This window comes from Rummeliibacillus sp. GQ308 (assembly GCF_059759115.1).
The window spans coordinates 958,989-985,183 of record NZ_JCAXDQ010000001.1; the positions used below are offsets into that span (position 1 = coordinate 958,989).

A 26,195-nucleotide genomic window follows, 5' to 3' on the forward strand; every position below is an offset into this window, starting at 1 on the left:
ATATGACATCAAACCCGCAAGCGTCAAAAGAGTTACTAACACAAGATCGGATGCGAGAGCTTATCAAATTAGCGCAGGCAGGGGATGAAGCAGCAAGGAAAGATATGGTAGAAGGAAACACAAGACTTGTTTGGTCCATTGTTCAACGATTTGCATCACGAGGGGCAGACTTAGAAGACTTGTTTCAAATAGGTTGTATTGGCCTCATGAAATCAGTCGATAAATTTGATTTATCCTACCCGGTAAAATTTTCCACATACGCTGTTCCAATGATCATTGGGGAGATTCAACGATTTCTGCGCGATGACGGTATGGTAAAAGTGAGCCGCTCCATCCGTGAGCTTAATTTTAAAATTCGTCATGCAACAGATGACTTCCTGAAGAACAATGAAAGGCCGCCGACATTGCAAGAATTGGCGCAGCAATTAGATGTTTCTATTGATGACATCACAATGGCCAGCGACGCGCTACGAGACCCTGCTTCACTTCATGAACAAATTTTTGAAAGCGATGGGGATCCGATCAGCTTAATGGATCAAATGAAAGATGAGAGATCTGAAAAACCTTTTGAACATATTCCATTAAAAGATATGTTAGAGAGACTGGGGAAAAGAGAACAATCAGTCATCTATCTGCGCTATTACCATGATTGCACCCAAAGTGACATTGCCGAACGCTTGGGTATTTCTCAAGTGCAAGTATCACGGCTAGAGAAGAAGATATTAGCACAGCTTAAAATTTGGTTAACAGATCAACAATACGAACAATTGGTAAAGGTGGCAGAACATGAGCAATGATACCAATAATAAAATAGTATCTTTATTTCAAAGCAACGAAGCTGCAGAAGAGTTCATGATTTCGCAGTTTGGTAAAAGTGAAAGCTATGATATCAATATGAAATATGTCCATGTGCACAACATGGACGTATTTATGATTAATATTAATGGCTTAACTGATACAGAAAATTTCACGCGTATTTTAACAGCCACACAGCCTACATCTGTCTTTGGGAAGAACCAAGCTCAAGTGAAAAAAGAAGATGCTCCAGAATTAGATGCTAATAAGAAAGATGAAAAAGTGGATTCAAGCAAAGAAGAGAAATTAAGTGTAGAAGCAAAGTACTTCTTTGAATGTTTTCCTTATTTTGCTTGGGAAATGCAAACATCTAAGGACAAATTGTTGGCTGCAATCTTAAGTGGGCAAGTCGCGTTTATCACACCCTCTGGTATAGCATTTGTTGCTGATTTAAGAAGTTATCCTGGTAGACAGCCAGAAGAACCAGATAATGAAAAGGTAATACGTGGCTCTAGAGATGGCTTTACAGAAAATATAGTTTTGAATACGGCATTGATTAGAAGGCGAATTCGTGACACTTCTTTAAGGTTCGAGCTTCACCAAGAAACAGCTCGAAGCAAAATGGATATAGCTATTGTTTATATTAAAGAACTTGTTAATGATGAGCATCTCCATTATGTAAGAGAGAGGATTAAAGCGATTCATCATGACGGCATGACCATGTCGGATAAATCACTAGAAGAATGGCTGATTAAGCAACGTTATCATCCGCTTCCATTTGTCCGATACAGTGAAAGGCCGGATATTGTAGCTGCGCATGTTTTAGAAGGCCATATCGCCATTGTAGTAGACACATCACCATCTGTTATATTGGTCCCAATTACAATGTTTCATCATTTGCAACATGCTGAAGAATATAGACAAGCGCCAGCCATTGGTACAATGCTTAGATTTTTGCGCTTCTTTGGCGTATTTTTAAGTTTCTTTTTGCTTCCTCTATGGTTTTTACTAGTCAAACATCCTGAATTTATCCCGCAATCGATTGATTTTATTGGCATTAACAAAAAAACCTCAGTTCCTCTCCTCGTCCAAATATTAACTGCAGACATAGGCGTCGAATTTTTAAGGATTGCCGCGATTCATACTCCAACTCCTTTATCCACTGCCATGGGACTTATTTCAGGGATTATCATAGGTCAAATTGCAATCGATGTCGGCTTATTCTCAGCTGAGGTTGTTCTCTATACGGCTATTTCGGCCATTTTCACCTTTGCTATTCCTTCTTATGAGCTAAGTATATCGATAAAAATATTTAGAACTATCTTGCTCTTATTAACAGCAGCATTAGGGTTAAATGGTTTCTTTATAGGATTATTCCTACTTGTTTGGTACATGGTCTCTCTAAAACCGATGAAGGTGCCTTATCTATGGCCGCTCATTCCATTTTTCCCAGTTGGTTTTGCCCATGTATTAATTCGTTTCCCAATGACTAACGACGCTCCTCGTCCGTATATTGTTGGAGCAAAAGACAGAAAGCGAAACTAACAACGCATTGCATCTCTCTTCCTATCATGGTAAAGTTCATTATAAAGAAAATTCGGTTTATTCATGATAGGAGAGATTTGATGTTTTTATATGGAACGCAAGCAATTAATGAATTAGGCCATTTAACAATTGGAGATATAGATACGGTAGATCTTGCAAAAAAATATGGGACTCCCCTTTTCGTGTATGACCTCGAGTTATTTTACAAAAGGGCAAAGAGTTTTATTGATACTTTCGAGAAAGCTTCTGTGAAAGCACAAGTGTGTTATGCAAGCAAAGCGTTTTCAAGTATCGCCATCTATCAGGCTGCAGAAGAAGCAGGCTTATCGATAGATGTCGTTTCAGGAGGCGAGCTATACACAGCATTACAGGCAGGAATTCCTAGCAATCGAATTCACTTTCATGGAAATAATAAAAGTTTGGAAGAATTAGAGCTTGCTTTTAATGAAAGAATTGGCTGTATTGTCATTGATAACTTTAGAGAAATTCAATTACTAAAAGAACTAGCTGCGCGTAAAGAGCAGAAAATGGACGTAATTCTTCGGGTTACGCCGGGGATTGAAGCACATACCCATGATTTTATTACGACAGGACAAGCAGATTCGAAATTTGGCTTTGACTTGAACAATGGGCAAGCGGACAGAGCATTTAAAGAGCTGCAGCACGATCCTTTTCTAAAACTACAAGGTCTCCACTGTCATATTGGCTCACAAATTTTTGACAGTACAGCATTCAGGTTGGCTGCCATTAGATTAATAGAAAAAATTAGTAAATGGCATAACGAGGAAGACTATGAGATTAACGTGCTTAATTTAGGCGGTGGCTTTGGTATTCGATATACGGAAGACGACGAGCCATTAGAGCCAAATATCTATGTAGAAGAATTAATTCAAACAGTATCAGAAGAAATCAAAAGGCACAATTTAAGCATGCCTGAAATTTGGATTGAGCCAGGTCGCTCCCTAGTAGGCGAAGCTGGAACAACTTTATACACTATAGGTTCACAAAAAGTGGTTCCCGATACACGAAAGTACTTAGCAGTTGATGGTGGAATGTCCGATAATATTCGTCCATCTCTATATGGAGCGAAGTATGAAGCGGCCATTGCTAATAAGATTTTACAGAAACCTGCTGAGTTTTACACGATAGCTGGTAAGTTATGCGAATCTGGTGATAAACTGATTGAGCATATACAATTGCCAGAGGCTGAGCCTAATGATATTCTTGCTATATTTTGCACGGGGGCTTACGGGTACTCAATGGCCAGCAACTATAATCGAATTCCTCGGCCTGCGGTAGTTTTTGTAGAAGAGGGAAGACATCAGTTGGCAATCAAGCGTGAAACATATGAGGATATTGTAAGGTTAGACCTTCCTTTGACAATTGGAAGGAGGTAAAAGCTATCGTGAGAAGAAGCAATATTATTTTATTAATATCTTTTATTTTAATGGCTGTGATTTGGGGAGTAATCTATTGGTTTTTTGTAGCACCTGATTCCCTTACCAAATAACGGAAGAATATTTGCGCATTTATTTATTTTCGTGTAGGATATTCAAAGAGACTTAAAGGCAAAAAGAAGAGGGATCTAATACATGTTATGTCGTTATAAAAAAGCAAACGAAAAAATTGCAATGGGGCTCTTGTCCTTTATGCCAGAACATAAAGACGTGAAAAAATTGCAAGAGACGATTTGTCAATATAACTCTGATCCAAACTGGCAACTATATTTGTGGAAACAAGACGATGATTATATTGGTCTTGTAGGAGTCGAAATTAAAGATAATAAATGGATTGTTAGACATATTTCTGTTGATCCTTCTCATCGTGGAGAAGGCGTTGGAGTCGAAATGATTCGAAAGCTTTATGAAATGGATGTTTGTGGCTCTATTGCCGCTGATGAGTTAACAGAGCCGTTTATACAAAAATGTTTAACAATGTTGGAAGAAGCAGACGAAGAGGTTTAATGTCTGCTTCTTCTTTTTTCGTTCCGTGCACGAAGAATATCCGTACGATCTCTAAGCATATGCTTATTTTGAAGGAATTGATCATCCAGGTTTGGCAATATAGAGATGGATTCTTCTACTCTATCTTTTAAAGAAATTGATAATATATTGACTGGCCAGTTTTTAAAAGGTTCCCTAAGACTCACATTTTTTTGAGTTTGATGAATATGTTCGATTACGCTAAGAGCATCGATTTCCTTGTCATCAAAAAAAGGCGAGTGAAGGGAATTGCGAAGAGTTAGCTCTGCTTTTTTTAAAATAGTATCAGCACCTTTGTAATTGCCTCGCCTATAATGATATAAGCCAGTAGCTAATTGGATCCAGCCAGTTAGTGGATGCAATTTATCTCGTGGAGCTACATACTTCCAGTACTCCTCTAGTACTTCATGGCATTCAAAATAATCTTGGTTGCCATTAAAGTATGCAAGAAATTGAATAAATAAAGGATGATGCATAGGATGCATTTTGCTCACCTTTCCTCTATACTAAATTTTAAAGAAAAATTGTCAGGTGGTAAGATATGTCATACGAAGTGAAGTTAGAGGCTTTTGAAGGCCCTCTTGATTTATTATTGCACTTAATTCATCGTTTGGAAATTGATATATATGATATACCGATGGCTGAGCTTACTGCACAGTATATGGGCCATATTCATACGATGCAAGTTTTGGAATTGAACGAAGCAAGCGAATATTTGGTTATGGCTGCAACATTGCTCGCCATTAAAAGTAAAATGCTATTACCAATATATGAAGGTGAACTGACTGAAGAAGAGTTTGAAATTGAAGAGCAGGATCCCCGTGATGAGCTTGTAGCAAGATTAATAGAATATAGAAAATATAAAGAAGCAGCTCTTAATTTAAAAGAATTAGAAACCAGCAGAACACATTATTTTACTAGACCGCCAACAGATTTATCTGCTCTTATGCCAGAGGAACAACTTGCTTTATTTGATGCTTCAGTCAATGTCTATGATATGGTTGCGGCGTTTCAAAAAATGTTAAATAGAAAAAGATTGAAAGCTCCTTTGTCTACAAAGATAACGAAACAAGACATCACGATAAAAGCTCAAATGAAGTCTGTAATCAATGTATTAAAGTTTTCCAACGGTCGTGCAGACTTTTTTGATTTATTTCCGTCAGATGACAGAGAAACGCTTGTTATCACATTTTTATCACTTCTAGAATTGATGAAGCGGCAAATCGTGGCGATTGAACAATTGAACAACTTTGCCGATTTAACGGTGATACTACGGAAGGAAGAAATAACAGATGAGCAACTTGAATCTATTGATGAGTAAAATTGAAAGCCTACTATTTGTCATAGGTGAAGATGGACTGACAATTAAACAACTATCCATTTTACTAGAGGCTGATGAAGGTGAAATAAAATTAGCTATTGAGCAAATGATGAAAGATTATGAAGAACAGGATAACAGGGGAATCAAACTAAAAGAATTAGCAGGAACCTTTCAGCTAATTACGAAGCCACAGCATGCTGAATTGATCCAAAAATTAGTTGAGAATCCTCCAAGCCAATCATTGTCACAAGCATCTTTAGAAGTATTAGCTATTGTTGCGTACAAGCAGCCAATAACTCGTGTAGAAATTGATGATTTAAGAGGTGTAAAAAGTGAGAGAGCGTTACATACTTTAAATGCAAGAGGTTTAATCCATGAAGTGGGAAGAGCAGAAGGGACTGGACGTGCAATATTGTATGGCACCTCGAAAGAGTTCCTAAATTATTTCGGTTTAAATGATTTATCTGAATTGCCGACTCTCCCAGAAGAAGGAATGGAAGAGCTGGATGATCAACCAGACTTATTTATGTCTAAATTCCAAGAAGCCTTCCAGGAACCTGAAACAGAATGAAGTTAAAGGAGTGACAATTTGTATCGTTGGATTATCGTAGTATTAAGTTGCCTTGTCGTTTTTATGCCATTTGAAAAAACAGCTCAAGCTGCTTCTCATTCGTATGCAGTAATTGATGCAGATACGGGAAGGCTGCTTATAGGGATGAATGAACATGAAAGACTCCCAATTGCAAGCCTTACAAAAATGTGGACAGCTTTTGTAGCAATTAAAGAAATGGATATAAATAAAACGACAACCATTTCGAAAAGAGCAACCTTGAGCGAAGGGTCTTCCATTTATTTAAAAGAGGGTGAAGAGACGAGCCTAAAAACACTGCTCAATGGCCTGCTTCTCCGTTCGGGTAATGATGCTGCAACAGCAATTGCAGAAGAAGTAGGTGGATCAGCAGAAGGCTTTGTTAAATTAATGAACGACTATGCTGTGCTCTATGATTTAACAGAAACCAGATTTGAAAACCCTTCTGGCCTTCATCATGAGAAGCACTTATCCTCTGCTTATGATACGGCCCAAATGCTTCGTATTGCGATGCAGGAGAAAAAATTCCGTAAAATTGCTACTACCAAATTCTATAAAAGTGATTTGGAAAACCCAACAGTTTGGCAAAACAAACATAAATTGTTGCACTCTAACAAATATGCGATTGCAGGTAAAACAGGTTATACAAAAGTAGCGGGGCGAACACTTGCAACATATTTTGAAAAAGATGGAAAGCGCGTAATTGTTGTGACGCTAAACGAATCTAATGACTGGCAAGTGCATGCTGGATTTGCAGACACAGTTTTCAATAAATATGAACAACGTGTCTTAGCAAAAAAAGGTGTTTATCAAGTGAAAGATGATTTACAAGTTAAACTTGACCATCCTGTGTCGGCTTTGTTAACAAAAGATGAGAGCAAAAAAGTCAAATCTATTTTGCAGATGCCGCGCATTGCACAGGGAGAGATTGGTGTATGGCAATTCCAGTTAAATGGAAAGCCTTTGATTGAAGAGCCTGTACAAATGATTTGGAAGTAAAAGGACTGTCCTAGTGACGGTCTTTTTCTCTTTTATTATTAGTCAAAGTATGACATAATTTTTGAAGGCTAATAGCATTAAGTTTAATGAGGTGACTAAATGGAAAGACTACAGAAAGTAATCGCACATGCGGGGATTGCTTCTAGAAGAAAAGCAGAGGAATTAATTACAGAAGGTAAAGTAAAAGTCAATGGTCAGGTCGTTCGTGAGCTCGGTATCAAAGTGTCCTCACATGATTCGATTGAAGTAGAAGGTGTAAAAATAGAAAAGGAAGAGAAAGTATATTACTTATTATATAAACCGCGTGGTGTTATTTCAGCTGTATCTGATGATAGAGGGCGCAAAACTGTTTTAGATCTTTTTCCGCAAGTGGAACAACGGATCTTTCCAGTCGGCCGTTTAGATTTTGATACATCAGGAGTTTTATTGTTAACAAACGATGGGGAATTTGCAAATCAAATGACACATCCTCGCTATAAAATTGATAAAACATATGTAGCAAAAGTGAAGGGTTTACCTCGCAGGGAAGATTTAAAAAAATTAGAACGCGGGATTGAACTAGAAGATGGCAAAACTTCTCCTGCAAAAGTGAAAGTGCTATCATCGGATAAACAGCAAAATAAGTCCATCATTGCGCTTACCATTCATGAAGGTAAAAATAGACAAGTGAAGCGTATGTTTGAAGCAATTGGATGCCCAGTTCAAAAATTAAAACGGGAGCAATTTGCATTTTTAGGTTTACATGGATTAAATGCAGGAGAATCACGCGAATTAACAGCACATGAAGTAAAACAGCTACGTGTATTGTCAGAAACAGGAAAAATCGGCTAACCAGCCGATTATCCTTCATAAAGCTTTCACAAAGACCTATATCTTACAGAACTAATTAGATTAAATTTGCTATAATGGAATAGGCTGTTTCTACTGTTAAAGGAGGCTTTCTATGCCAATGGAAAAAAAACAAAAAAGGCTGTATCTACGAATAGCCATCTTGGCTGTTCTTGTAGCTGCTATCGTTTACACTATTTATACAACAGCAAATAAGAATGATGTAAAGTTGCTTAAAGTGGGGGATGATGCTCCTAACTTCTCGCTTGTGGACTTAAATGGTAAAACACATAAGCTATCGGACTATAAGGGTCAAGGTGTCCTGTTAAATTTTTGGGGAACTTGGTGCAAACCTTGTAAAAAAGAGATGCCTGCTATAAACGATCAATATAAAGAATTTAAAGATCAAGGAATCCAAATATTGGGTATTAATATTGCTCAATCCGAACTTGAAGTAACAAGTTTTACAGACAAGCTAGGAGTTGAATTTCCAATAGTAATCGATAAAACTAGAAGTGTTATGAGAGCATACAATGTTGATCCGTTGCCAGCTACGATACTGATTAATAAAGATGGCAAAATTGAGAATATTATTACCGGGGAAATGAAAGAGAAAGAGATTAATCAATATCTAAACAGTATTAAACCATAATAAGGAGTTCTTACGGATGAAAAACATAACGTGTGAATGTGGCCATGTCAATCCTGAAGGAACACATCTGTGTGAAAAATGCGGAAGGCCGCTAACAGAAGAAGAAAAGCACGCAAAAGTCGTCGATATGAAGTATGAAGGAAGAGCCATACGTTCAAAAACATACAATAAAACAATCATCGATAAAATATGGAACTTCTTTTCTAGTGTCAAAGTCGGCGTTTCGATTATCGTCATCACACTAGTTGCTGCAGCTATCGGTACATTCTTGCCGCAAGTAATGTATGTTAATGTCATGCAAGGTGAAGATGCAAAACAGGCTTATATTGATAACTATGGAACTTTTGGTAAAATTTACTATAACTTGGGGCTGAGTGATATTTACAGTTCTTGGTGGTTCCAGACTTTAATTGGTATGCTGGCGATCTCTATTATTGCTGCAAGTATTGATAGAGGCGTGCCTCTTTACAAATCATTAAAGAATCAACGTGTAAAACGACATGAAAGTTTTATGAAACGCCAACGTATTTTTGGCGAGAAAGAAATAGCCGCGGATAAAGCGGAAGAGTCATTAAATTTAGCTGAGAAGAAAATGAAAGAGCTAAAGTATAAAGTGAGAAGAGAAGATGGAGTATTGCTCGCGGAGAAAAACCGATTTGCGCGCTCAGGTCCATATATCAATCACGTAGGGCTTATCATTTTCTTGTTCGGTGTAATGTTGCGCTTAATGCCTGGATTTTATATTGATGAATCCTTATGGATTCGAGAAGGCGAGACAGCATCTATTCCTGGTATGGATGGTTATTATCTACATAATAATAAATTCACCTTTGAAACGTATAAAAAAGAGGAACAAAAACAAGAGTTCAATCAATCCAAAGCTGCTGTTAATTCAATAGCAAAAAATTATCAGTCAGATGTTGTGCTGTATCAATCAAAGGATGAAGGCATTGCTGGTGAGACTCAAGATATGAAGAAAGTCGCACACCATGCAATCCAAGTAAATAAACCACTGAAATACGATGGCTATGCCCTCTATCAAATGGATTTTAAATTAAACGAATTAAAAGCAATGAATTTTAATTTAGTGAATAAGAAAACAGGAAAATCTTTAGGTGAAGTAGATATTGACTTAACAGAACCGAAAAAAGAGTATGATTTAGGAAACGGCTCAAAAGTCGAAGTTAAAGGTTACTACCCAACTTTTTCAGGTTTTGATGATGGGGAACCGCAATCTGACTCACCGCTACCTAATAATCCTGCCTTTATTTTCAAAATGTATACACCAGAGACGCCAAAGGGTGAGACAAGCTTTGTTGCAATTAAGCAAACACTTGAACCACTTGGCACAACTAAATATCAAATGAAATTCCAAAATATCGAAACTCGTAATGTTTCAGGCCTAACAATACGTAAAGATAGGACTCTCCCAATTTTAGCAATCGGTGGTATAATCTTTATGTTAGGTGTAGTAATAGGTTCATATTGGAGCCATCGTCGACTTTGGTTACAACGTACAAATGATGGTCGCCTGTTGCTTGCTGCGCATACAAATAAAAACTGGTTTAGCATGAAGAAAGATTTGGATGCGGTTACTACTTATGCCCACCTGCCTTTATGGGTTGACCAGCAAGAAGAAGATGAGAAGGAAATGGAAGAAAAGGAAGGTGACAACACCTTATGAGTTTAATTGATCTGAGCAGTACGTTATTATTTATTGCTTTTATCGCTTATTTAGTAGGTACGCTATTTTTTGGTGGAGCGGTAAAAGGCGGAAAAAAAGATGCATCCGTCTCCAATAAAAAGTGGGGAACTATCGCCATTACTATTACAATTATTGGTTTTATTGCGAACTTAGGCTATTTCATTACTCGCTGGATTTATTCTGGACACGCGCCTGTAAGTAATATGTTTGAGTTTACGACTGCATTTGGCATGTTTGTTGTCGGTGCGTTTATTCTCATTTATTTTATTTACAAACTGCCATCACTTGGCCTTTTTGCTTTGCCAATCGCCATTTTGATTATTGCTTATGCAAGTATGTTCCCAAAAGAAGTGACGCCGTTAATCCCAGCCCTTAAAAGTTATTGGCTAACTATCCATGTTATTACGGCTGCGATGGGCGAATCCATCTTAGCCATTAGTGCTGTAGCTGGTTTGATTTATCTCATGAAGAGCGTTGATACACAAAAACGTACAAAGAGCAGCATTTGGCTAGAAATCGTCATGTATGCTGGCGTACTTGTATTAGGATTTGTGATTGTGACTACTACTTTTAAATTAATGGATTATAATGCTGATTTCACCTATGTAGATAAAAATGGCGCTACACAAGAAATTACTTACAACACGCCGGCTCTATTCGGTATGCATGAATATGAAATGAAATCTCCAGACAAGATGAAACCTTTAGCTGCCATGCCGGCATTAGTAAATGCGAAAAAATTAACGACAGTAGTTTGGTCCATACTCTTTGGCTCAATCTTGTATATTATCATTCGTTTAATTCTTCGCAAATCCATTAGCCGTGCAATCCAACCACTTACAAAACGAGTAAATATGCAGTTATTGGATGAAGTTGGTTATCGATCTGTACTAATTGGTTTCCCTGTCTTTTCACTTGGTGCGCTAGTCTTCGCTATGATTTGGGCACAAGAAGCTTGGTCAAGATTCTGGGGATGGGATCCTAAAGAAGTTTGGGCTCTTATTACTTGGTTATTCTATGCGGCATTTCTTCACCTGCGTTTATCTAAAGGATGGCAAGGACAAAAATCAGCATGGCTTGCAGTAATCGGGTTTGTTATTATTATGTTCAATCTTGTAGCAGTTAACTTGATTATTGCTGGTCTACATTCTTATGCTGGATAAAAACTAATTAAAGCAATAAACCTAACAACTATAGTTAAATATAGTTAGATATAAGGTTAGCTTGATAATTCACAATGAGAATACGCTGTAATGACTAGAGTACTTGTCTTTAGATGCTGTTTCTATGACAAAAGAAAAGCCTTTTTTCTCTTATGAGAAAAAGGCTTTTCTTTTCATTTTCTATTAAGAATTGTACAATAATACTATAGCATACTGGGAGGCATGTACAGTGACTGAACAAATTTCAATATTAATAGTTGATGATGAGGAAAGAATTCGTCGACTTATCAGAATGTATCTTGAGCGTGAAGGATACATAGTAGAAGAAGCAGAAAATGGAGAAGAAGCGGTAGAAAAAGCATTAACCAATGATTACCGCTGTATTCTTTTAGATATTATGATGCCGAAGAAAGATGGTTTAGAAGCCTGCGAGGAAATTCGTGAGAAGAAATCAACACCAATTATTTTATTAACAGCAAAAGGTGAAGAGGCTAATAGGGTCCAAGGCTTTGAATCTGGAGCGGACGATTATATTGTAAAGCCATTTAGCCCTCGGGAAGTAGTACTACGAGTAAAAGCTATTCTACGCAGATCGGCTGCCTTTTCACCCGTAACAGTGACATCGGTTTCGAAGGATTTAGTTGTGTTCCCGCATTTGACTATTGACAATGATGCACATCGCGTTTCAGCGGATGGCGTAGAAGTGAATCTAACGCCGAAGGAATATGAATTACTTTATTATTTGGCAAAAGCACCAGATAAAGTATTTGACCGAGAACAGCTATTGAAAGAAGTATGGCATTATGATTTCTTCGGTGATCTGCGCACAGTTGATACACATGTCAAAAGACTTCGTGAAAAATTAAATCGCGTATCGGAAAATGCTGCAAAAATGATTGTAACTGTTTGGGGAGTGGGCTATAAATTTGAGGTAGTGAATGATTAGGATATGGGGCAGTGTAGTCGGGAAGCTATGGGTAACCATATTGCTTCTCGTTTCATTTGTTTTATTTGTATTCACAGTATTGATGCTTGAATTTTTATCCAAATACCATACCCAACAATCTGAAGCCCTACTAAGACAAGAAGCGACCACCATCGCACGAGTCGTCGATGACCATAAATCGATAGCCTCTACTAAATCTATAATACATGATATTTTAAGTGATGAAACAAATGCAGTTATAGCAGACAAGCCTGGTCATGATCTATTTTCTTTGCAAGAAGGGGTCAATTCAGAGAAGATAAAAGAGCGGATTATTCGTGAAAAATCCTTCAATAAAGCATTTACTTCATCTAAACCTATTGTGAAAGAAATGATGCTTCCTTCCTCAACCGAGAGGGATCATGTTGAATCGTATATTGTTTTAGCCTTTCCTTTAAATGTTGAGAAGATGGAGCATAGTGTCGTCTTTATCTATCAAAGTCCTGATGCGATCCATCGAACATCAAAAGAAACAACAAAGATTGTATTTCTATCAGCTATTATAGCCTTTCTATTAACAACTTTCTTTGCCTTTTTCTTATCAACGCGTATCACATCCCCTTTATTGAAAATTCGTGAAGCGGCGTTTGAATTAGCGAAGGGACACTTTGATAAAAAGGTACCGGTACTGCAAAATGACGAAATTGGTCAGCTAGGGATAGCCTTTAACCAAATGGGTAAGCAGCTCAAGCACCATATGGAAGTTATCAACCAAGAAAAAGAACAACTTTCAAGCATTCTAACTTCGATGACAGATGCTGTTATTACATTTAATAGTGAAAGAAGTATCATATTAAGCAACCCTCCCGCGGATCTCTTGCTTCAGAAATGGGCGATCAAAAAACGAGATGAACACCAATTGATCCCTAATGAAATTTACCATATGCTTGACCATGTCTTAGAAATGGAAGAAGTATTAAGAGAAGAGTTGGAAATGGAAGGGGCATATTTTTTAATCTCTATAAGCCCTCTCTATAGCGGCGATTCTGTTCGAGGGGCTGTGGCGGTGCTTCGCGATAAAACAGAAGAACATCGCTTGGATAAGTTGCGTTCTGACTTTATCGCAAATGTATCACATGAACTAAGAACGCCGATTGCTATGCTGCAAGGCTATAGTGAAGCTATTATCGATGATGTCGTATCTAGTGAGGAAGAACGGAATGAAATGATACGAATTATCTATGATGAATCACAGAGAATGGGTAGGTTGGTTACAGACTTGCTAGATTTGGCGAGGATGGAATCGGGGAACATCACCTTATATAAAGAAGTAGTACCTATTACGCCCGTGTTCGAACGAATTACCCAGAAATTTGTGCAAGCAGCAAGAGAAAAGCATATCACGCTAACCTACTCATCGTCATTTGATGATGTGACACTGATTAGTTTAGATGAAGACCGTATTGAGCAAGTCCTAACCAATTTAATTGACAATGCCATTCGCCATACAAGGGAAAAAGGTATAGTACAAGTTGTTGTCGATCAGCAGCAAGACTACGCTCGTATCCAAGTAAAGGATAATGGCGCAGGTATTCCAAAAGAAGACATAGAATATGTATTTGAGCGATTCTATAAGGCTGATAAAGCAAGAACTAGGGGAAAAGGCGGCACAGGATTAGGACTTGCGATTACTAAAAATATTATTGAAGCACATAAAGGCAGGATCTTGGTAGAAAGTGAAGTGGATGTGGGTACAAGTTTTATTTTCTACTTGCCGTTAGCCAAGATCAGTAAGTAAATTTTAATAGTTAAAAACGCCAGCATAAAGATGCTGGCGTTTTTTGTTACAACGAATGGTGCAACTCTCTTTACAAAGTTCTAAATCTCTTATATAGTTGAATTGTAATAAAAACATATTGATTCATCTTCGGGGCAGGGTGAAATTCCCGATCGGCGGTATTAGAGGCATTTTGACCTCTTGAGCCCGCGAGCCGTTAAGGCAGGACTTGGTGAGAATCCAGGGCCGACAGTATAGTCTGGATGGGAGAAGGTGAAGGTACGGTCGTCTGTGCATTTTTTTGTGGAATGCGAGGACGTTTATTTGACTATGCCTAACTCTCCCTTAAGCGAATTTTTGCTTAGGGGTTTATTTGTTCATAATCAAAACGGGCCTTTCCTCTTTTTGAAGTGAATCGCAAAAGGAGAGAAAAACGTTGAAGAACACACGTCTACAAAAAATGGTGACGATTGGAATGTTGAGCAGTATTTCATTTGTATTAATGATTTTTAACTTTCCATTGCCTCCATTCCCGGCTTTTCTAGAAGTCGACTTTAGTGATATCCCCGCTCTTTTGGCAACAATTACAATGGGGCCTGTTGCAGGAATAACAGTAGAAGTCATCAAAAATGTGCTAGATTGGTTTTATAAAGGCAGCCCAACAGGTGTGCCAGTAGGACATTTGGCAAATATAACAACAGGTATATTATTTATTATGCCGGTTTACTTTGTATATAAACGTTTAACAACTACCAAAGGGCTTTCAACTGGATTAGTAGTCGGTACAATTTCAATGGCTATAGGGATGAGCGTTCTTAATTATTTCTTATTTATGCCGATGTATTCCTACTTCTTAAATGTACCAACTGAGACAGGGGCTGTCCTAACAAAAACAATTGTGACGGGTATATTGCCTTTTAATATTATTAAAGGTATTATCCTAACAGCTATCTTCTTACTTCTAGCTTCAAACATGAAAAAGTGGATACAAAAACAGCAAAAACAATATATGTAAAAATAGATTGCTAGCTTATGATAAATAAGCTAGCTTTTTTTGTTTAATGGAGTTCGAGCTAATGAGCCCCTTTTTTCTTTAAATTATAGTATAATAGATAAGTCGTTTTAAAAGCCAAGATTTATCGGCGTCTAAAAATTACTGACCCCGTCTTAATATCTTGTAAATATGAAAGATAGGTGAAATAAATGAAATATCAAGTTTTATTATATTATTTCTATACAAAAATCGAAGATCCTGCGCAATTTGCTCAGGAGCATCTAGCATACTGCCAATCAAATGAATTAAAAGGCCGTATATTGGTTGCTCCAGAAGGAATCAATGGTACACTTTCTGGAACTGTAGAAGCTACAAATGCATATATGGATTATATGCGAAACAATCCACTTTTTGATGGAATTGTTTTTAAAATAGATGAAGCAGAGGGCCATGCCTTTAAAAAAATGCATGTACGTCCGAAAGATGAATTGGTGAATCTCCATTTAGAAGAAGATATTAATCCAAATGAATTAACCGGTGAATATTTAGAACCAGCAGAGTTTTTGAAAAGAATGCAAGAAGATAATACAGTTGTGATAGATGCACGTAACACATATGAATATGATCTGGGGCATTTTAGAGGTGCAATTCGTCCAGATATTCAAACATTCCGCGAATTGCCAGAGTGGATTAATGAAAATAAAGAGCAATTTGAAGGTAAGCAAATCTTGACATATTGCACGGGCGGCATTCGTTGTGAAAAATTCTCTGGTTGGATGAAGAGAGAAGGCTTTGACAATGTGGCTCAGCTTCACGGAGGCATTGTCACATATGGTAAAGATGAAGTAGCTAAAGGACAATTATGGGATGGCCAATGCTATGTGTTCGATGAACGAATTGCGGTTCCAGTTAACCAAGTAGAACATGTCATCGTTGGTAGAGACCACTTTGATGGTGAACCTTGTGAGCGTTATATCAATTGTGCAAATCCTGAATGCAATAAACAAATCTTATGTTCGGAAGAAAATGAAGATAAGCATCTAGGTGGTTGTACGCATGAATGTAGGGTGCATCCAAGAAACCGTTATATTGCTAAACATCAATTAACTGAAAGTGAAGTACTAGATCGTCTAGCGCAAATTGGCGAAACGATTGCTAAATAGATATTGAAAAAAGCAAAACGCACAGGGCGTTTTGCTTTTTTTTATAACTATTTTTTATTCTTAAAATATTGAAGAATAAATTGTCGGAATTGCTTAGCACCTGGAGATAGATAACGTTCTAAAGACCAAGCCATCCCAATGACCCTTTCTAATTTTAAATCGCTAATTTTTATTTTCGCCATCCTATTTGGATTTATTTCTTCTCCGTCAGGCAATATGGAAACACCTAATCCTGCGGCCACGAAACCTGCTACCGTGGCTACCTCATCCCCTTCAAATGTAATTGTCGGAGTTAAGCCTGCTTGATTTAGCGCTTCATCAATCTGAATGCGCAAGGCATATCCCTTTTTAAGCAATACGAAAGGTTCGTTGGCCAACTCAAATATGGTAATAGTTTTACGATCGGCAAGCGGGTGTGATATTGGTACTATAGCATATAACTCTTCACGCCAAAGCTCCATCCATTCTATAGGTTTTTCTACATTCATTTCAGCGAGCAGACACAGGTCTAGTTCCCCGGATTTTAGTTGCTTAAGCTGTGAGTGAGTGTGATTTTGCTTTAGGACAAAATGAATATTTGGAAACTGTTTTCTAAAATGCATAATCAAATCTGGCACTACATTTGTGCCAAGTGTATGTAAAAAGCCTAGATATACTTCTCCGTGATTCGGATTAATTAGTTCTTGAATTTCATGGAGCCCATCTTGATATTCTCGCATAATATTGTGCACACGTTTAACAAATATTTCGCCATACCTATTTAGCTTGATGGAACGGCCCTGTCTTTCAAATAAAGGAACCCCCAACTCCATTTCTAACCTAGCTATTGATCGGCTTAGTGCAGGTTGGGAAATAGACAATTTCTCGGCTGCTTTGGTCATATGCTGGATTTTAGCCAACACCTGAAAATATTCTAACTGTTGCCATTCCATTAGACTTCGCTCCTCTTACCCTTGATTTAATTATAGTAACATATCTACAGCCTTTTTCGCTTTGTTAAGGGGTGAATAAAAGGTTGTGAATCCTATTTAAAAAATGGAATAAAAACAATATAAAAGACTTATAGGAAAGTAAGTGATATAATTTGTAGAAGAAAATAGAAGAAAAGAATATTATGACAAATATGTAACATCCGTTACGCTTCTATTAAATGCCATCAAAAGACCTATACAAACGCTTTATTCATGATAATATAAGTAATGGTAAATAACGCATATAAAGAAAATTAGGGAAATGAGTTGATTTAGATTGAATAAACGCACAAAATGGGGTCGCACTGCTATAGCAACCCTTGCACTGTCATGCGGCTTTATGTACACAACGCAACAACCAATTGATGTAAATGCAAAAACATCCGCGCAGATGATTCAAAAGAAAGCATCCATCGATCATAAAATTAACCTCTTAAATAAAGAAATTAAACAACTACAAAAACAACTAGACAAAAAACAAGCTGAATATGAAAAAACTTTACAAGAAATAGCAGAAACAAACAATGAGATTGCAAAAACTGAAAAAACGATCAATGAACGCTCAAAGATTATTGAGGACCGTTTAAAAGCATACCAAAATCAAGATCGCACATTCAGTCCATACCTAAATGCTATTTTAGGTGCAGATAACTTTGCGGATGCTGTAAGCCGTACTGTTTCTGTAAAAACCATTTTAGATGCAGACCAAAACTTATTAGATGAACAGAAAAAAGACAAAGCTAAGCTTGCTAAAGAAAAACACAATTTGCAAGAGAAGCAATCTAAGCTACAAAACCAATTCCAAGAAATGCAGGAAGAAGAAAATAGATTAGAAACAAAAAAAGCTGAAAACAAAGCAAAATCTCTAAAATTGAAAGAACAAATTGCAACCAAGAAAGAACAAGAAAGACTTGAAAGAGAACGTAAAAAGCGTGAAAGAGAAGCAAGACGCTTAAAAGCTCTTCAAGAAAAGCAATTCTTACAAGCTAAAAAAGCAAAAGAAGCACAACAAGCTCAAGAAGCCGAAGCAGTAAAAGCTGCACAGGTCAGCAAAACAAGCAATAATACGGTAAAAGCTGAAAGCGTACCTCAACAGAATAATGTTGGCTCATCAGGTAATGCTGGCAATGGTAACAATGGTGCAAAAGTAACCGATAGTGATCAAAAAGCACCTTCTGTATCAGGTTCTGGTTCAGCTAAAGCTGCAATAGCTGAAGCTAGTAAATATTTAGGACGAGCTTATGTATGGGGAGGAAGTAATCCATCTACAGGATTTGATTGCTCTGGTCTAACTCAATGGGCCTTCAAACAAGCAGGCGTTAGCTTGCCGCGAACAGCTGCTCAGCAATATATAGCTACCAAAAAAATTAGTGCAAGTGAAGCGAAAGCAGGAGACCTTGTGTTCTTTAGTTATGGACAAGGAATCGCTCATGTCGGTATTTATTTGGGTGGCGGAAGAATGCTAGATGCCCAAAATAATGGTGTTGTAACTGAATCTCTAGATTGGTGGAACCAATATTTAGTTGGATACGGCCGCATTTCTGGTGTCAACTAATATAATATTGTCCACTCTCAAACTTACTTTTCGCTAATCATATAGATATGTTAGTAGGGAAGATGAACCAATAATTATATAGCACTCTAAAATCCCATAGATATTTTAACTCTTGAATTAGCCTTCTCTTTTGAAGGCTTTTTCTTTTTATACCCTGTAGGAAAAGATTTAAAACAAAATTGAACGGGTAAGATACTATGTAGATAATTTTAGAAGAATATATGGTAAAGTAATCTATAAGTTAGTAGTTAATACATATCCTAGGAGGTATAATATATGGATTTAATCGAGAATTTGCAGTTAAAGTATCCGATTGTGCAAGCCCCAATGGCTGGAGTGACCACTCCTGAAATGGTAGCAGCGAGCTCAAATGGAGGAATCTTAGGATCTATTGGTGCAGGCTATTTAAACGCAGAGGTGACCAGAGCTTTTATTCAGGCTGTCAAGGAAAAAACGGATAAGCCGTTTGCTGTCAATTTATTTATTCCCAATTTTGTAGAAACGACAACAGAAGAACTGGAAGAAGCTTATAATGTGTTAAAGCCGTATCGTAAAAAATTGATGATTGCGGAAGAAGGAGCTCCATTATCTGCCACAGATTTTGATGGACAGATTGATGTCATTATAGAAGAAGGCGTAAAAGTTTGTTCTTTCACGTTTGGCGTACCATCTGAGAATCTCTTAGATAGACTCAAGCAACATGGCATTTATACAATCGGGACAGCTACGACAATTAAAGAAGCCTTATACATTCAGGAGTTGGGAATGGATGCAGTTGTACTACAAGGTGAAGAAGCGGGGGGACATAGAGGTTCATTTATAGAACCTATAGAGTTTATCCCGCTCAAACAACTATTGAACGAAGCGCAAGAAGTGATCCATATTCCTAAAATAGCAGCTGGAGGTATTGCAACTAAAGCCCAAATGGAAGAAGTGCTCTCTTTAGGTGCACAAGCGGCACAAATCGGTACGGCCTTCATTGTCAGTGAAGAAAGTGGTGCAGCTTCAATTTATAAAAAACAGATTTTGTTAGCAGATGAAGACAATACTGCCTATACAAAGGCTTTTTCAGGGAAATATGCAAGGGGTATAGAAAATGACTTTATGGTCTTTATGGAGGGAAATACAATTGCCCCATATCCTTATCAAAATGATTTAACTAAAAATATTCGTCTTCGGGCGGCAGAGCTAGATATGTATAGTTTAATGGCAATGTGGGCCGGAACAAGTTTGCATCTAGCTAACGAGGGAACGGTGCAAGATATTATAGATCGACTAACCAAGTGATCGTCTTAAAATAAGTGCGTTCATTGGATAGAAAATAAAAAACTGCTTCACCCAATGTTAATATTGGATGAAGCAGTTTTTAGTATTATTAGATGCCAAGAATATGATAACCGCTATCGACATAAATAACTTCTCCTGTAATACCACTTGATAATTGGCTAAGCATAACAACGGTCATATTTGCCACTTCTTCAAGTGTCACATTACGTTTTAATGGAGCAGATTCTTCAATTTTATTTAAGATAGTATTGAATGAAGGCACCCCTTTAGCAGCGAGTGTTTTGATTGCTCCAGCTGAGATAGCATTTACGCGGATACCGTCAGTGCCTACATCTGCAGCTAAATAACGAACAGATGCTTCTAAAGCAGCTTTAGCAACGCCCATGACATTGTAGCCCTCAAGTACACGTTCTGCACCTAAGTAAGTCATAGTGACAATCGAGCCGCCTTCAGTCATAAATGGACGAGCAGCGTTTGCAACAGCGATCAAGGAGTAAGCGCTTGTATCTTGTGCAAAAGCATATCCTTCGCGAGATGTTTCAACAAAACGATTTTTTAAATCTTCTGCATGTGCAAAGGCAACAGAATGGACAATCCCATGAATTGTACCTACTTTTTCAGAAATTTCGTTGAATGCCTGCTGTATACTTTCATCGCTATTTACATCACATTGAATTAATAGTGGTTGAATATCCTCATAGTTTGCAAGTTGTTTCTCTAGTTTTTTTAAAGAACGTTCTTTACGGTATGTAAAGATGACATTAGCGCCGACTTCAATCAATGCTTTGGCTGTACCCCATGCAATACTTCTGTCATTTGCTACGCCCATCACGACGATATTTTTATCTTTTAGTTGAAATAGATTATCCATCGTACCCTCCTATAATAGTTGCTATTAATACCAGATACTAAAAATTGTAACCTATCTATTAAAAGAATGCAATCGTGAAATATAACCTTCTTTGTAGAACGACAATTTATAGGAATGGTAATTTGTAAATGCTGAGTACTTGTATATTCTTTGCTCGTTGTAGTTAATATTTTCATGCGTTATCTTTTCTTAAAGCATAAGAAAAGCGCTCGATTACAAATTAAAAGGAGATGAAATGAGGAAAGTAAAAATCTCCCTCTTAATTACAGCTAATAGCACTTACTTTGGGTTTTGCTTTAACTGCTTTTTTCATGTAAGTAAATATGTTAATTTGGAAAACAGAAGAATATGGTAGAATATAAAAGGGGAAAAGTTTCTAATTAAAAAAAGAGTGTCAGGGATGCCTAAAGCATTTTTGGTATTTAAAGGAGTAATACAATGTTAATTGATTTTGATGAGTCAATTATACTTATTTTAGCTTTCTTTTGGATAATTATAATTTTATTATTAAAATTAAAATATAAAAAAAGCTATGTATATTTGTTCTTTTTCACCATATTTTTTATATATTTATGTAATGTTTTAAAGTACACTCAATTCCCTATAATTCTAGACGGAGAGATGAAAAAAGACATAGGGCAAAATGTATGGAAGGACGCTAATTTCATTCCATTTAATCCAGATCATTTTGCAATAAAAACTTCTTTACTTAATATTTTATTGACAATTCCATTTGGATTTGGACTTCCTTTCATTTCTAAAGTAAGTTTTAAAAAGATTGTCGTTTTAGGTTTTTTACTAGGGGTTTTTATAGAAATTTTACAGCTAATCATAGCTTTAATGGTTGGTTTCACTACTCGTTATGTTGATGTAAATGACATAATCTTTAACTTTTCGGGGGTCCTCTTGGGTTATGGTGTATTTAAATTATTCCTAAAATCCTTTAAGTTTTTAATCAAAAAGAACAATATTGAACTAAATTCTTTTTTGAAGTTTATACTTAACTCGCACTCGTAATAGCGAAATTAAAATGCTTAATTTACCCCTGAGATTTATAATTGTTACAGATAAGGTTTCGACAGCAGAAAAACAGTCTCGACGAGTTAGCTCTAATATATCCAGTAAATGAATTTGAAATGATAAAAAGAGCACCGAATTAGGTTCGATACTCTTTTATCTATAACGTTATATAATTATTCATATTTAAGCGGGTCGCCTTCAAAAGACTCCTCTGCTACTTTGATCGAATCTGTTGGACACCCTTCGAAAGCATCCTCCATATCTTCCATCAAATCTTCTGGAACTACAGCTGTTCCCGTGTTATCATCTAAAATAACGAAGGCAATTCCTTCATCATCGTAATCGTAAATATCCGGTGCTGCCGCCCCACATGCACCGCAAGCAATACATGTATCTTGGTCAACGATGGTAAATTTAGCCATTATACTTCTCTCCTTTACTATCAATCCCAATAGCTTCTTACTTATTCTAAAACGCTTTTCCTCACATTTCAACCTAAATCACTTTAAATGGAGGAATAATCATGTATATACAACAAGTACTATTATCTATTTTTTCTTCAATGAATGGTCAGCGTTCTTCAAAAGCAGCCCTTCATTTGTTAAGGGGGAAGAGGTCAGGTCAGACGATTCAAGATGTAGGGACATTTCACCTTCACAAATATTTTGGTATCCTGCCGAAACTTTCTAAAAATACCTTTACTGATGAATTAAATCAATTAATTGATGCAGGCTGGGTTCATATAAATGATGGACAACAAGCAATTATAACAGCAAGAGGGAAGACGCTTCTTCAGCAATCTAAAGAGTTACTTTTTAATGGATGGTACTATCGTGGCAATGAACACATCTTTTTTAAGCGACTTTCGCTTGTAGTGCAAACTTTGTCGCATTTTCATGCAGGAGACTATCGTTTCATGCCACTCCAGAAAGATGAGGAAATTCAACACTTTGTAAAGCAGTTTTTAATGGGAAAGCCATATAAAGAGACTAATTTTAAAAACCAATTCAGAGATGAGTTGGAAGAATCTATCCAACAATTGCCGATAGATGACAAGCACAAGTTAACGATTGTTTTACGAATAACAGGGTATCGTTTATCAGGCTGGACATGGCAACAATTGGCGGAAGAGTTTGATGCAACTGAGTTAGATATGCAATTAATATTAATCGAGTCGTTACATATTTGGCTGGACGACCTGTATGCAAAGCGCAATCAATATCCCTTTTTACATCAACTGGCTGCAGGAATAAGGCTTGAAAATGTTTTAAATGATTCCACAAAGAAAACCGCAGATTTATATTATAATGGCTATACACCAGACCAAATCGCACAAGTCCGATCATTAAAAATCAGCACAATTGAGGACCATTTTGTAGAGATGGCAATGAATGATATAGATTTTCCACTCAATCAATTTATTAGCGAAGAGGATGCAAATAAAGCAAGAGATGTAATGCGACAGACTGGGAGCAAAAAATTAAAAGTTATACGTGAAAGTATTCCGCATTTGTCTTATTTCCAAATTCGATTAGTGATGGCGACAAAAGGAGGTTGAGCTTATGAAACTTGAAGATATTCTTTATCGGCATTTTGGTTATGAGGCGTTCAGAGAAGGACAAAAGGAAGTAATAGAAGCAATTTTAGAAGGACGAGATGCAGTGGCGCTACTGCCAACAGGAATGGGCAAGTCATTATGCTATCAGCTTCCGGGATATATATTAAATGGTCCCATTTTAATTATTTCTCCATTGCTCTCATTGATGCAAGACCAGGTAGATTCATTAAAAAGATTTGGAGAAAAGAGAGTGATAGCTCTCAATTCTTTTTTACAAGGCAGTGAAAAGTTACATGCACTTCAACGAATAGCTACTTATCGATATATATTTATATCTCCTGAAATGCTTGCAACCGACTCAATCCAGCGTGTTTTTCAAAAGATAGAATTCTCGCTCATTGTTGTAGACGAGGCGCACTGTATTTCTCAATGGGGATTTGATTTCCGCCCAGATTATTTGAAGATTGCCAGTTGGATTCCTAAGAGAAACAGACCCCCAATATTAGCCTTAAGTGCGACTGCTACAGAACAAGTGGTAATTGATATTAAAACATATTTGAAAATGATTCATCCATTTGAATATATCCACTCTGTTGAAAGGCCTAATATTCATTATGATGTCATTAATCTTCCTAGCGTTGATGAAAAACTACCATGGATTATTAATCATGTTGTGCAAACCGAGGGGCCAGGTATCATTTATACACAATCGCGAAAAAAAACTCTTCTTTATGCTGATGAGCTTCGAAAAAAACAGATTAGAGCAGCCGCTTACCACGCTGGAATGGAGATGGAAGATAGGCAGTTCATCCAACAGCAATTTCAATCAGGAGAATTAGAGTGGATATGTGCTACAACTGCATTTGGTATGGGAATCCATAAAGATAATGTATACCAAGTCCTCCACGACCATATACCTGCCACAATGGCGAATTATATGCAAGAGGTTGGAAGGGCAGGGCGTGATGGGAAAGATGCGCTTGCCATCTTGGTACATAGTCCAAAGGATGAAGATCATACCCGCTTTATCGTGACAGAGGATTTGCCTAGTTCATACCATGTGGAAGTATTTATGGAATATCAACGTCTAGAACAAGATCCCAAAAAAATGATTGATTTAAACCAAATTAGCGAAACGGGTTATCGTGTTTTGTCATATTGGATGACACAATTGCCAGCGGAAAAGGTTATCCAAAAGTTAGAAGATTTACGCAGACAAAAGGTAGAGCAAATCAGAGAGGTTGCAAACTTTGTAGAAGCTCAAAAATGTATGCGAGAAGGATTAGTTTCCTATTTTGGACAATCGTTGGAAGAGAAGCCGCCAAACTGCTGCCATTTTTGCGGCATTAATCACCAAGACATTGTCGCAAAAAGAGAATTTCATCCTGTATCAAGAAATCGACCATCATGGCAAGAACGGTTACAGGCACTTATGCCCTAGTAAGTTCGTTCATTTACAAGTACCTATTAATTCGTCATAATAGGAGAATAGAAGTTTTATTGAAATGGGGGATTTCCATGCCTCAAGATGATTACCGAGGAAAAATTGAAGAACATAGACAGGCAATTTATATTGAGCCGGAAGAAGAAGAGAAAAATCCTTCTAGAATGAAAAGAAGACATCAAAACGATGAGGGTAAGCAGAAAAAAAATCAAAGCAAACCTAAATTGCTAACAGCATTAGCAATTGTCTTTATATTAATTCCTATTTCCACCTTGATATATTTTAGTACTCTCTCACATGATAACAGTCATGAGAAAGCGGAAATAGAGAGTGACAGTGGTGTCCATATTGAGACCAATAGCGAGAAAGAAAAAGTAACTACTCAAGCGTCAAAAAAAGAGGAACAGGAGCAGCTAAAGAAGGAACAAGCCGCTCAAAAAGAAGCAGACCGAATAAATGCTGAAAAAGTGAAAAAAGAACAAGCTGCAAATGCCAAGCTTGAAGCACAAAAAGAGAAAGAAGAACAAGCCGCAAATGCAGAACTTGAAGCACAAAAAGTGAAGCAGCAACAGTTATATGAAGAAGCAAAGGCAGCTGGACGTCTCTATAATGTGAAGTCTGGCGAAACAATCGAAAGTATAGCAGTCCAGTTCTATGGCAGTGCAGCCGGAATTCCGATTATACAAGAAGCAAACGGTATTACAGGAAATAACGTTGCGCCAGGAACAACAATTGCAATACCAGCCCAAAAATAAATAAGATATTACATTAACTTTGATTTATTTTAGGCTAAATTCCTCTATATCTTGTAAATCGAGTCTGATTAAAGGACTTCACCTCAATTATTGTCAATTCAATTGAGGTGGGCAAAAGTCCGTCAACAAAAAATGCTTATAATTTAAAAGAGTGCGGGTATGTGGTAGAGGGCGCATGCCTGTTTTTTTATGGTATCCAGGCGTATAATGTACAATTAGACAATACTGTAAACTTAATATTGATTGTTTAAAGTTGCATATAGAGCTATCTCTGAAACAGAAAGAAATTTACAAGG

25 protein-coding genes and 1 riboswitch are annotated in these 26,195 nt (G+C 37.1%); of the genes, 21 read left to right on the forward strand and 4 right to left on the reverse strand.

The features are described 5' to 3' along the window. The first annotated feature begins 2 nt into the window (after positions 1 to 2). From AC6CHJ_RS04565 to AC6CHJ_RS04580, 4 genes are all read left to right on the forward strand, one after another. Entirely contained in the window at positions 3 to 797 is a 795-nt protein-coding gene (locus AC6CHJ_RS04565) for a SigF/SigG family RNA polymerase sporulation sigma factor (protein ID WP_066785928.1), read from the forward strand. Continuing rightward, positions 787 to 2,340: a spore germination protein gene (locus tag AC6CHJ_RS04570; RefSeq protein WP_392994521.1), complete on the forward strand. Its 1,554-nt coding sequence runs from the start codon at positions 787 to 789 to the stop codon at positions 2,338 to 2,340. The genes AC6CHJ_RS04565 and AC6CHJ_RS04570 overlap by 11 nt, the downstream gene beginning before the upstream one ends. A gap of 80 nt (positions 2,341 to 2,420) precedes the next feature. After that, a complete protein-coding gene (gene lysA / locus AC6CHJ_RS04575; protein WP_498287429.1) occupies positions 2,421 to 3,737 on the forward strand; it encodes a diaminopimelate decarboxylase in 1,317 nt (438 codons plus the stop codon). A 195-nt stretch (positions 3,738 to 3,932) separates the two neighbouring features. Further along, the gene (locus AC6CHJ_RS04580) at positions 3,933 to 4,304 is read left to right on the forward strand and encodes a GNAT family N-acetyltransferase (protein ID WP_066785937.1); all 372 of its coding nucleotides are present in this window, start codon (positions 3,933 to 3,935) and stop codon (positions 4,302 to 4,304) included. On the opposite strand, the gene AC6CHJ_RS04585 is transcribed toward AC6CHJ_RS04580, so the two are convergent. Then, entirely contained in the window at positions 4,301 to 4,807 is a 507-nt protein-coding gene (locus tag AC6CHJ_RS04585) for a DUF309 domain-containing protein (protein ID WP_392995652.1), read from the reverse strand. The genes AC6CHJ_RS04580 and AC6CHJ_RS04585 overlap by 4 nt on opposite strands. Before the next feature lie 56 nt (positions 4,808 to 4,863). Here AC6CHJ_RS04585 and AC6CHJ_RS04590 point away from each other — a divergent pair, with 56 nt between their 5' ends. The 11 genes from AC6CHJ_RS04590 to trhO all read left to right on the forward strand — a co-directional run bounded on the left by AC6CHJ_RS04590 (position 4,864) and on the right by trhO (position 16,438). After that, the gene (locus AC6CHJ_RS04590) at positions 4,864 to 5,643 is read left to right on the forward strand and encodes a segregation/condensation protein A (RefSeq protein WP_147193996.1); all 780 of its coding nucleotides are present in this window, start codon (positions 4,864 to 4,866) and stop codon (positions 5,641 to 5,643) included. Then, entirely contained in the window at positions 5,615 to 6,214 is a 600-nt protein-coding gene (gene scpB / locus AC6CHJ_RS04595) for an SMC-Scp complex subunit ScpB (RefSeq protein WP_498287431.1), read from the forward strand. The genes AC6CHJ_RS04590 and scpB overlap by 29 nt, the downstream gene beginning before the upstream one ends. A gap of 18 nt (positions 6,215 to 6,232) precedes the next feature. Continuing rightward, positions 6,233 to 7,231 (forward strand): D-alanyl-D-alanine carboxypeptidase family protein, encoded by a 999-nt coding sequence (locus tag AC6CHJ_RS04600; protein ID WP_223823522.1) that lies wholly within the window; start codon positions 6,233 to 6,235, stop codon positions 7,229 to 7,231. 99 nt (positions 7,232 to 7,330) lie between these two features. Next, the gene (locus AC6CHJ_RS04605) at positions 7,331 to 8,062 is read left to right on the forward strand and encodes a pseudouridine synthase (protein ID WP_066785957.1); all 732 of its coding nucleotides are present in this window, start codon (positions 7,331 to 7,333) and stop codon (positions 8,060 to 8,062) included. A gap of 118 nt (positions 8,063 to 8,180) precedes the next feature. After that, on the forward strand, positions 8,181 to 8,711 hold the full coding sequence (gene resA, locus AC6CHJ_RS04610) for a thiol-disulfide oxidoreductase ResA (protein ID WP_066791844.1): 531 nt from the start codon (positions 8,181 to 8,183) through the stop codon (positions 8,709 to 8,711). 16 nt (positions 8,712 to 8,727) lie between these two features. After that, a complete protein-coding gene (gene resB, locus AC6CHJ_RS04615) occupies positions 8,728 to 10,395 on the forward strand; it encodes a cytochrome c biogenesis protein ResB (protein WP_150283967.1) in 1,668 nt (555 codons plus the stop codon). Then, a complete protein-coding gene (gene ccsB, locus AC6CHJ_RS04620) occupies positions 10,392 to 11,579 on the forward strand; it encodes a c-type cytochrome biogenesis protein CcsB (RefSeq protein WP_498287433.1) in 1,188 nt (395 codons plus the stop codon). The genes resB and ccsB overlap by 4 nt, the downstream gene beginning before the upstream one ends. Positions 11,580 to 11,808: 229 nt before the next feature. Then, positions 11,809 to 12,525: a response regulator transcription factor gene (locus AC6CHJ_RS04625; RefSeq protein WP_498287435.1), complete on the forward strand. Its 717-nt coding sequence runs from the start codon at positions 11,809 to 11,811 to the stop codon at positions 12,523 to 12,525. Further along, positions 12,518 to 14,302: an ATP-binding protein gene (locus AC6CHJ_RS04630; RefSeq protein ID WP_498287437.1), complete on the forward strand. Its 1,785-nt coding sequence runs from the start codon at positions 12,518 to 12,520 to the stop codon at positions 14,300 to 14,302. The genes AC6CHJ_RS04625 and AC6CHJ_RS04630 overlap by 8 nt, the downstream gene beginning before the upstream one ends. A gap of 121 nt (positions 14,303 to 14,423) precedes the next feature. After that, a riboswitch (FMN riboswitch) is annotated at positions 14,424 to 14,560 on the forward strand. Between the two features lie 157 nt (positions 14,561 to 14,717). Next, complete coding sequence (locus tag AC6CHJ_RS04635) at positions 14,718 to 15,296, forward strand: ECF transporter S component (RefSeq protein WP_066785971.1); 579 nt, start codon at positions 14,718 to 14,720, stop codon at positions 15,294 to 15,296. Between the two features lie 188 nt (positions 15,297 to 15,484). Then, the gene (gene trhO, locus AC6CHJ_RS04640; protein ID WP_066785974.1) at positions 15,485 to 16,438 is read left to right on the forward strand and encodes an oxygen-dependent tRNA uridine(34) hydroxylase TrhO; all 954 of its coding nucleotides are present in this window, start codon (positions 15,485 to 15,487) and stop codon (positions 16,436 to 16,438) included. A gap of 47 nt (positions 16,439 to 16,485) precedes the next feature. Here the strand turns inward: trhO and AC6CHJ_RS04645 are convergent, their stop codons facing one another. Then, positions 16,486 to 17,370 (reverse strand): LysR family transcriptional regulator, encoded by an 885-nt coding sequence (locus AC6CHJ_RS04645; RefSeq protein WP_066785977.1) that lies wholly within the window; start codon positions 17,368 to 17,370, stop codon positions 16,486 to 16,488. 316 nt (positions 17,371 to 17,686) lie between these two features. On the opposite strand from AC6CHJ_RS04645, the gene AC6CHJ_RS04650 reads away from it, so the two are divergent. Together AC6CHJ_RS04650 and AC6CHJ_RS04655 are read left to right on the forward strand one after the other, a co-directional pair. After that, positions 17,687 to 18,964 carry a C40 family peptidase gene (locus tag AC6CHJ_RS04650; protein ID WP_392994514.1) on the forward strand — a complete coding sequence of 426 codons (1,278 nt, stop codon included), beginning with the start codon at positions 17,687 to 17,689 and terminating at the stop codon, positions 18,962 to 18,964. A 276-nt stretch (positions 18,965 to 19,240) separates the two neighbouring features. Then, the gene (locus tag AC6CHJ_RS04655; protein WP_498287439.1) at positions 19,241 to 20,251 is read left to right on the forward strand and encodes an NAD(P)H-dependent flavin oxidoreductase; all 1,011 of its coding nucleotides are present in this window, start codon (positions 19,241 to 19,243) and stop codon (positions 20,249 to 20,251) included. 88 nt (positions 20,252 to 20,339) lie between these two features. Here AC6CHJ_RS04655 and fabI read toward each other — a convergent pair whose 3' ends face one another. Next, a complete protein-coding gene (gene fabI, locus AC6CHJ_RS04660; protein WP_498287441.1) occupies positions 20,340 to 21,122 on the reverse strand; it encodes an enoyl-ACP reductase FabI in 783 nt (260 codons plus the stop codon). Between the two features lie 438 nt (positions 21,123 to 21,560). Here fabI and AC6CHJ_RS04665 point away from each other — a divergent pair, with 438 nt between their 5' ends. Next, entirely contained in the window at positions 21,561 to 22,139 is a 579-nt protein-coding gene (locus tag AC6CHJ_RS04665) for a VanZ family protein (protein WP_498287443.1), read from the forward strand. Between the two features lie 176 nt (positions 22,140 to 22,315). Here the strand turns inward: AC6CHJ_RS04665 and AC6CHJ_RS04670 are convergent, their stop codons facing one another. Continuing rightward, positions 22,316 to 22,564, reverse strand: coding sequence for a ferredoxin (locus tag AC6CHJ_RS04670; protein ID WP_147193982.1), 249 nt, complete (start codon positions 22,562 to 22,564; stop codon positions 22,316 to 22,318). Between the two features lie 101 nt (positions 22,565 to 22,665). Here AC6CHJ_RS04670 and AC6CHJ_RS04675 point away from each other — a divergent pair, with 101 nt between their 5' ends. The 3 genes from AC6CHJ_RS04675 (at position 22,666) to AC6CHJ_RS04685 (ending at position 25,899) form a co-directional block, all read left to right on the forward strand. Then, positions 22,666 to 23,700 (forward strand): YpbB family protein, encoded by a 1,035-nt coding sequence (locus AC6CHJ_RS04675; protein WP_249775730.1) that lies wholly within the window; start codon positions 22,666 to 22,668, stop codon positions 23,698 to 23,700. Between the two features lie 4 nt (positions 23,701 to 23,704). Then, complete coding sequence (locus AC6CHJ_RS04680; RefSeq protein ID WP_498287445.1) at positions 23,705 to 25,141, forward strand: RecQ family ATP-dependent DNA helicase; 1,437 nt, start codon at positions 23,705 to 23,707, stop codon at positions 25,139 to 25,141. A gap of 77 nt (positions 25,142 to 25,218) precedes the next feature. After that, positions 25,219 to 25,899: a LysM peptidoglycan-binding domain-containing protein gene (locus AC6CHJ_RS04685; protein WP_184117505.1), complete on the forward strand. Its 681-nt coding sequence runs from the start codon at positions 25,219 to 25,221 to the stop codon at positions 25,897 to 25,899. The last annotated feature ends 296 nt before the right edge of the window (positions 25,900 to 26,195 follow it).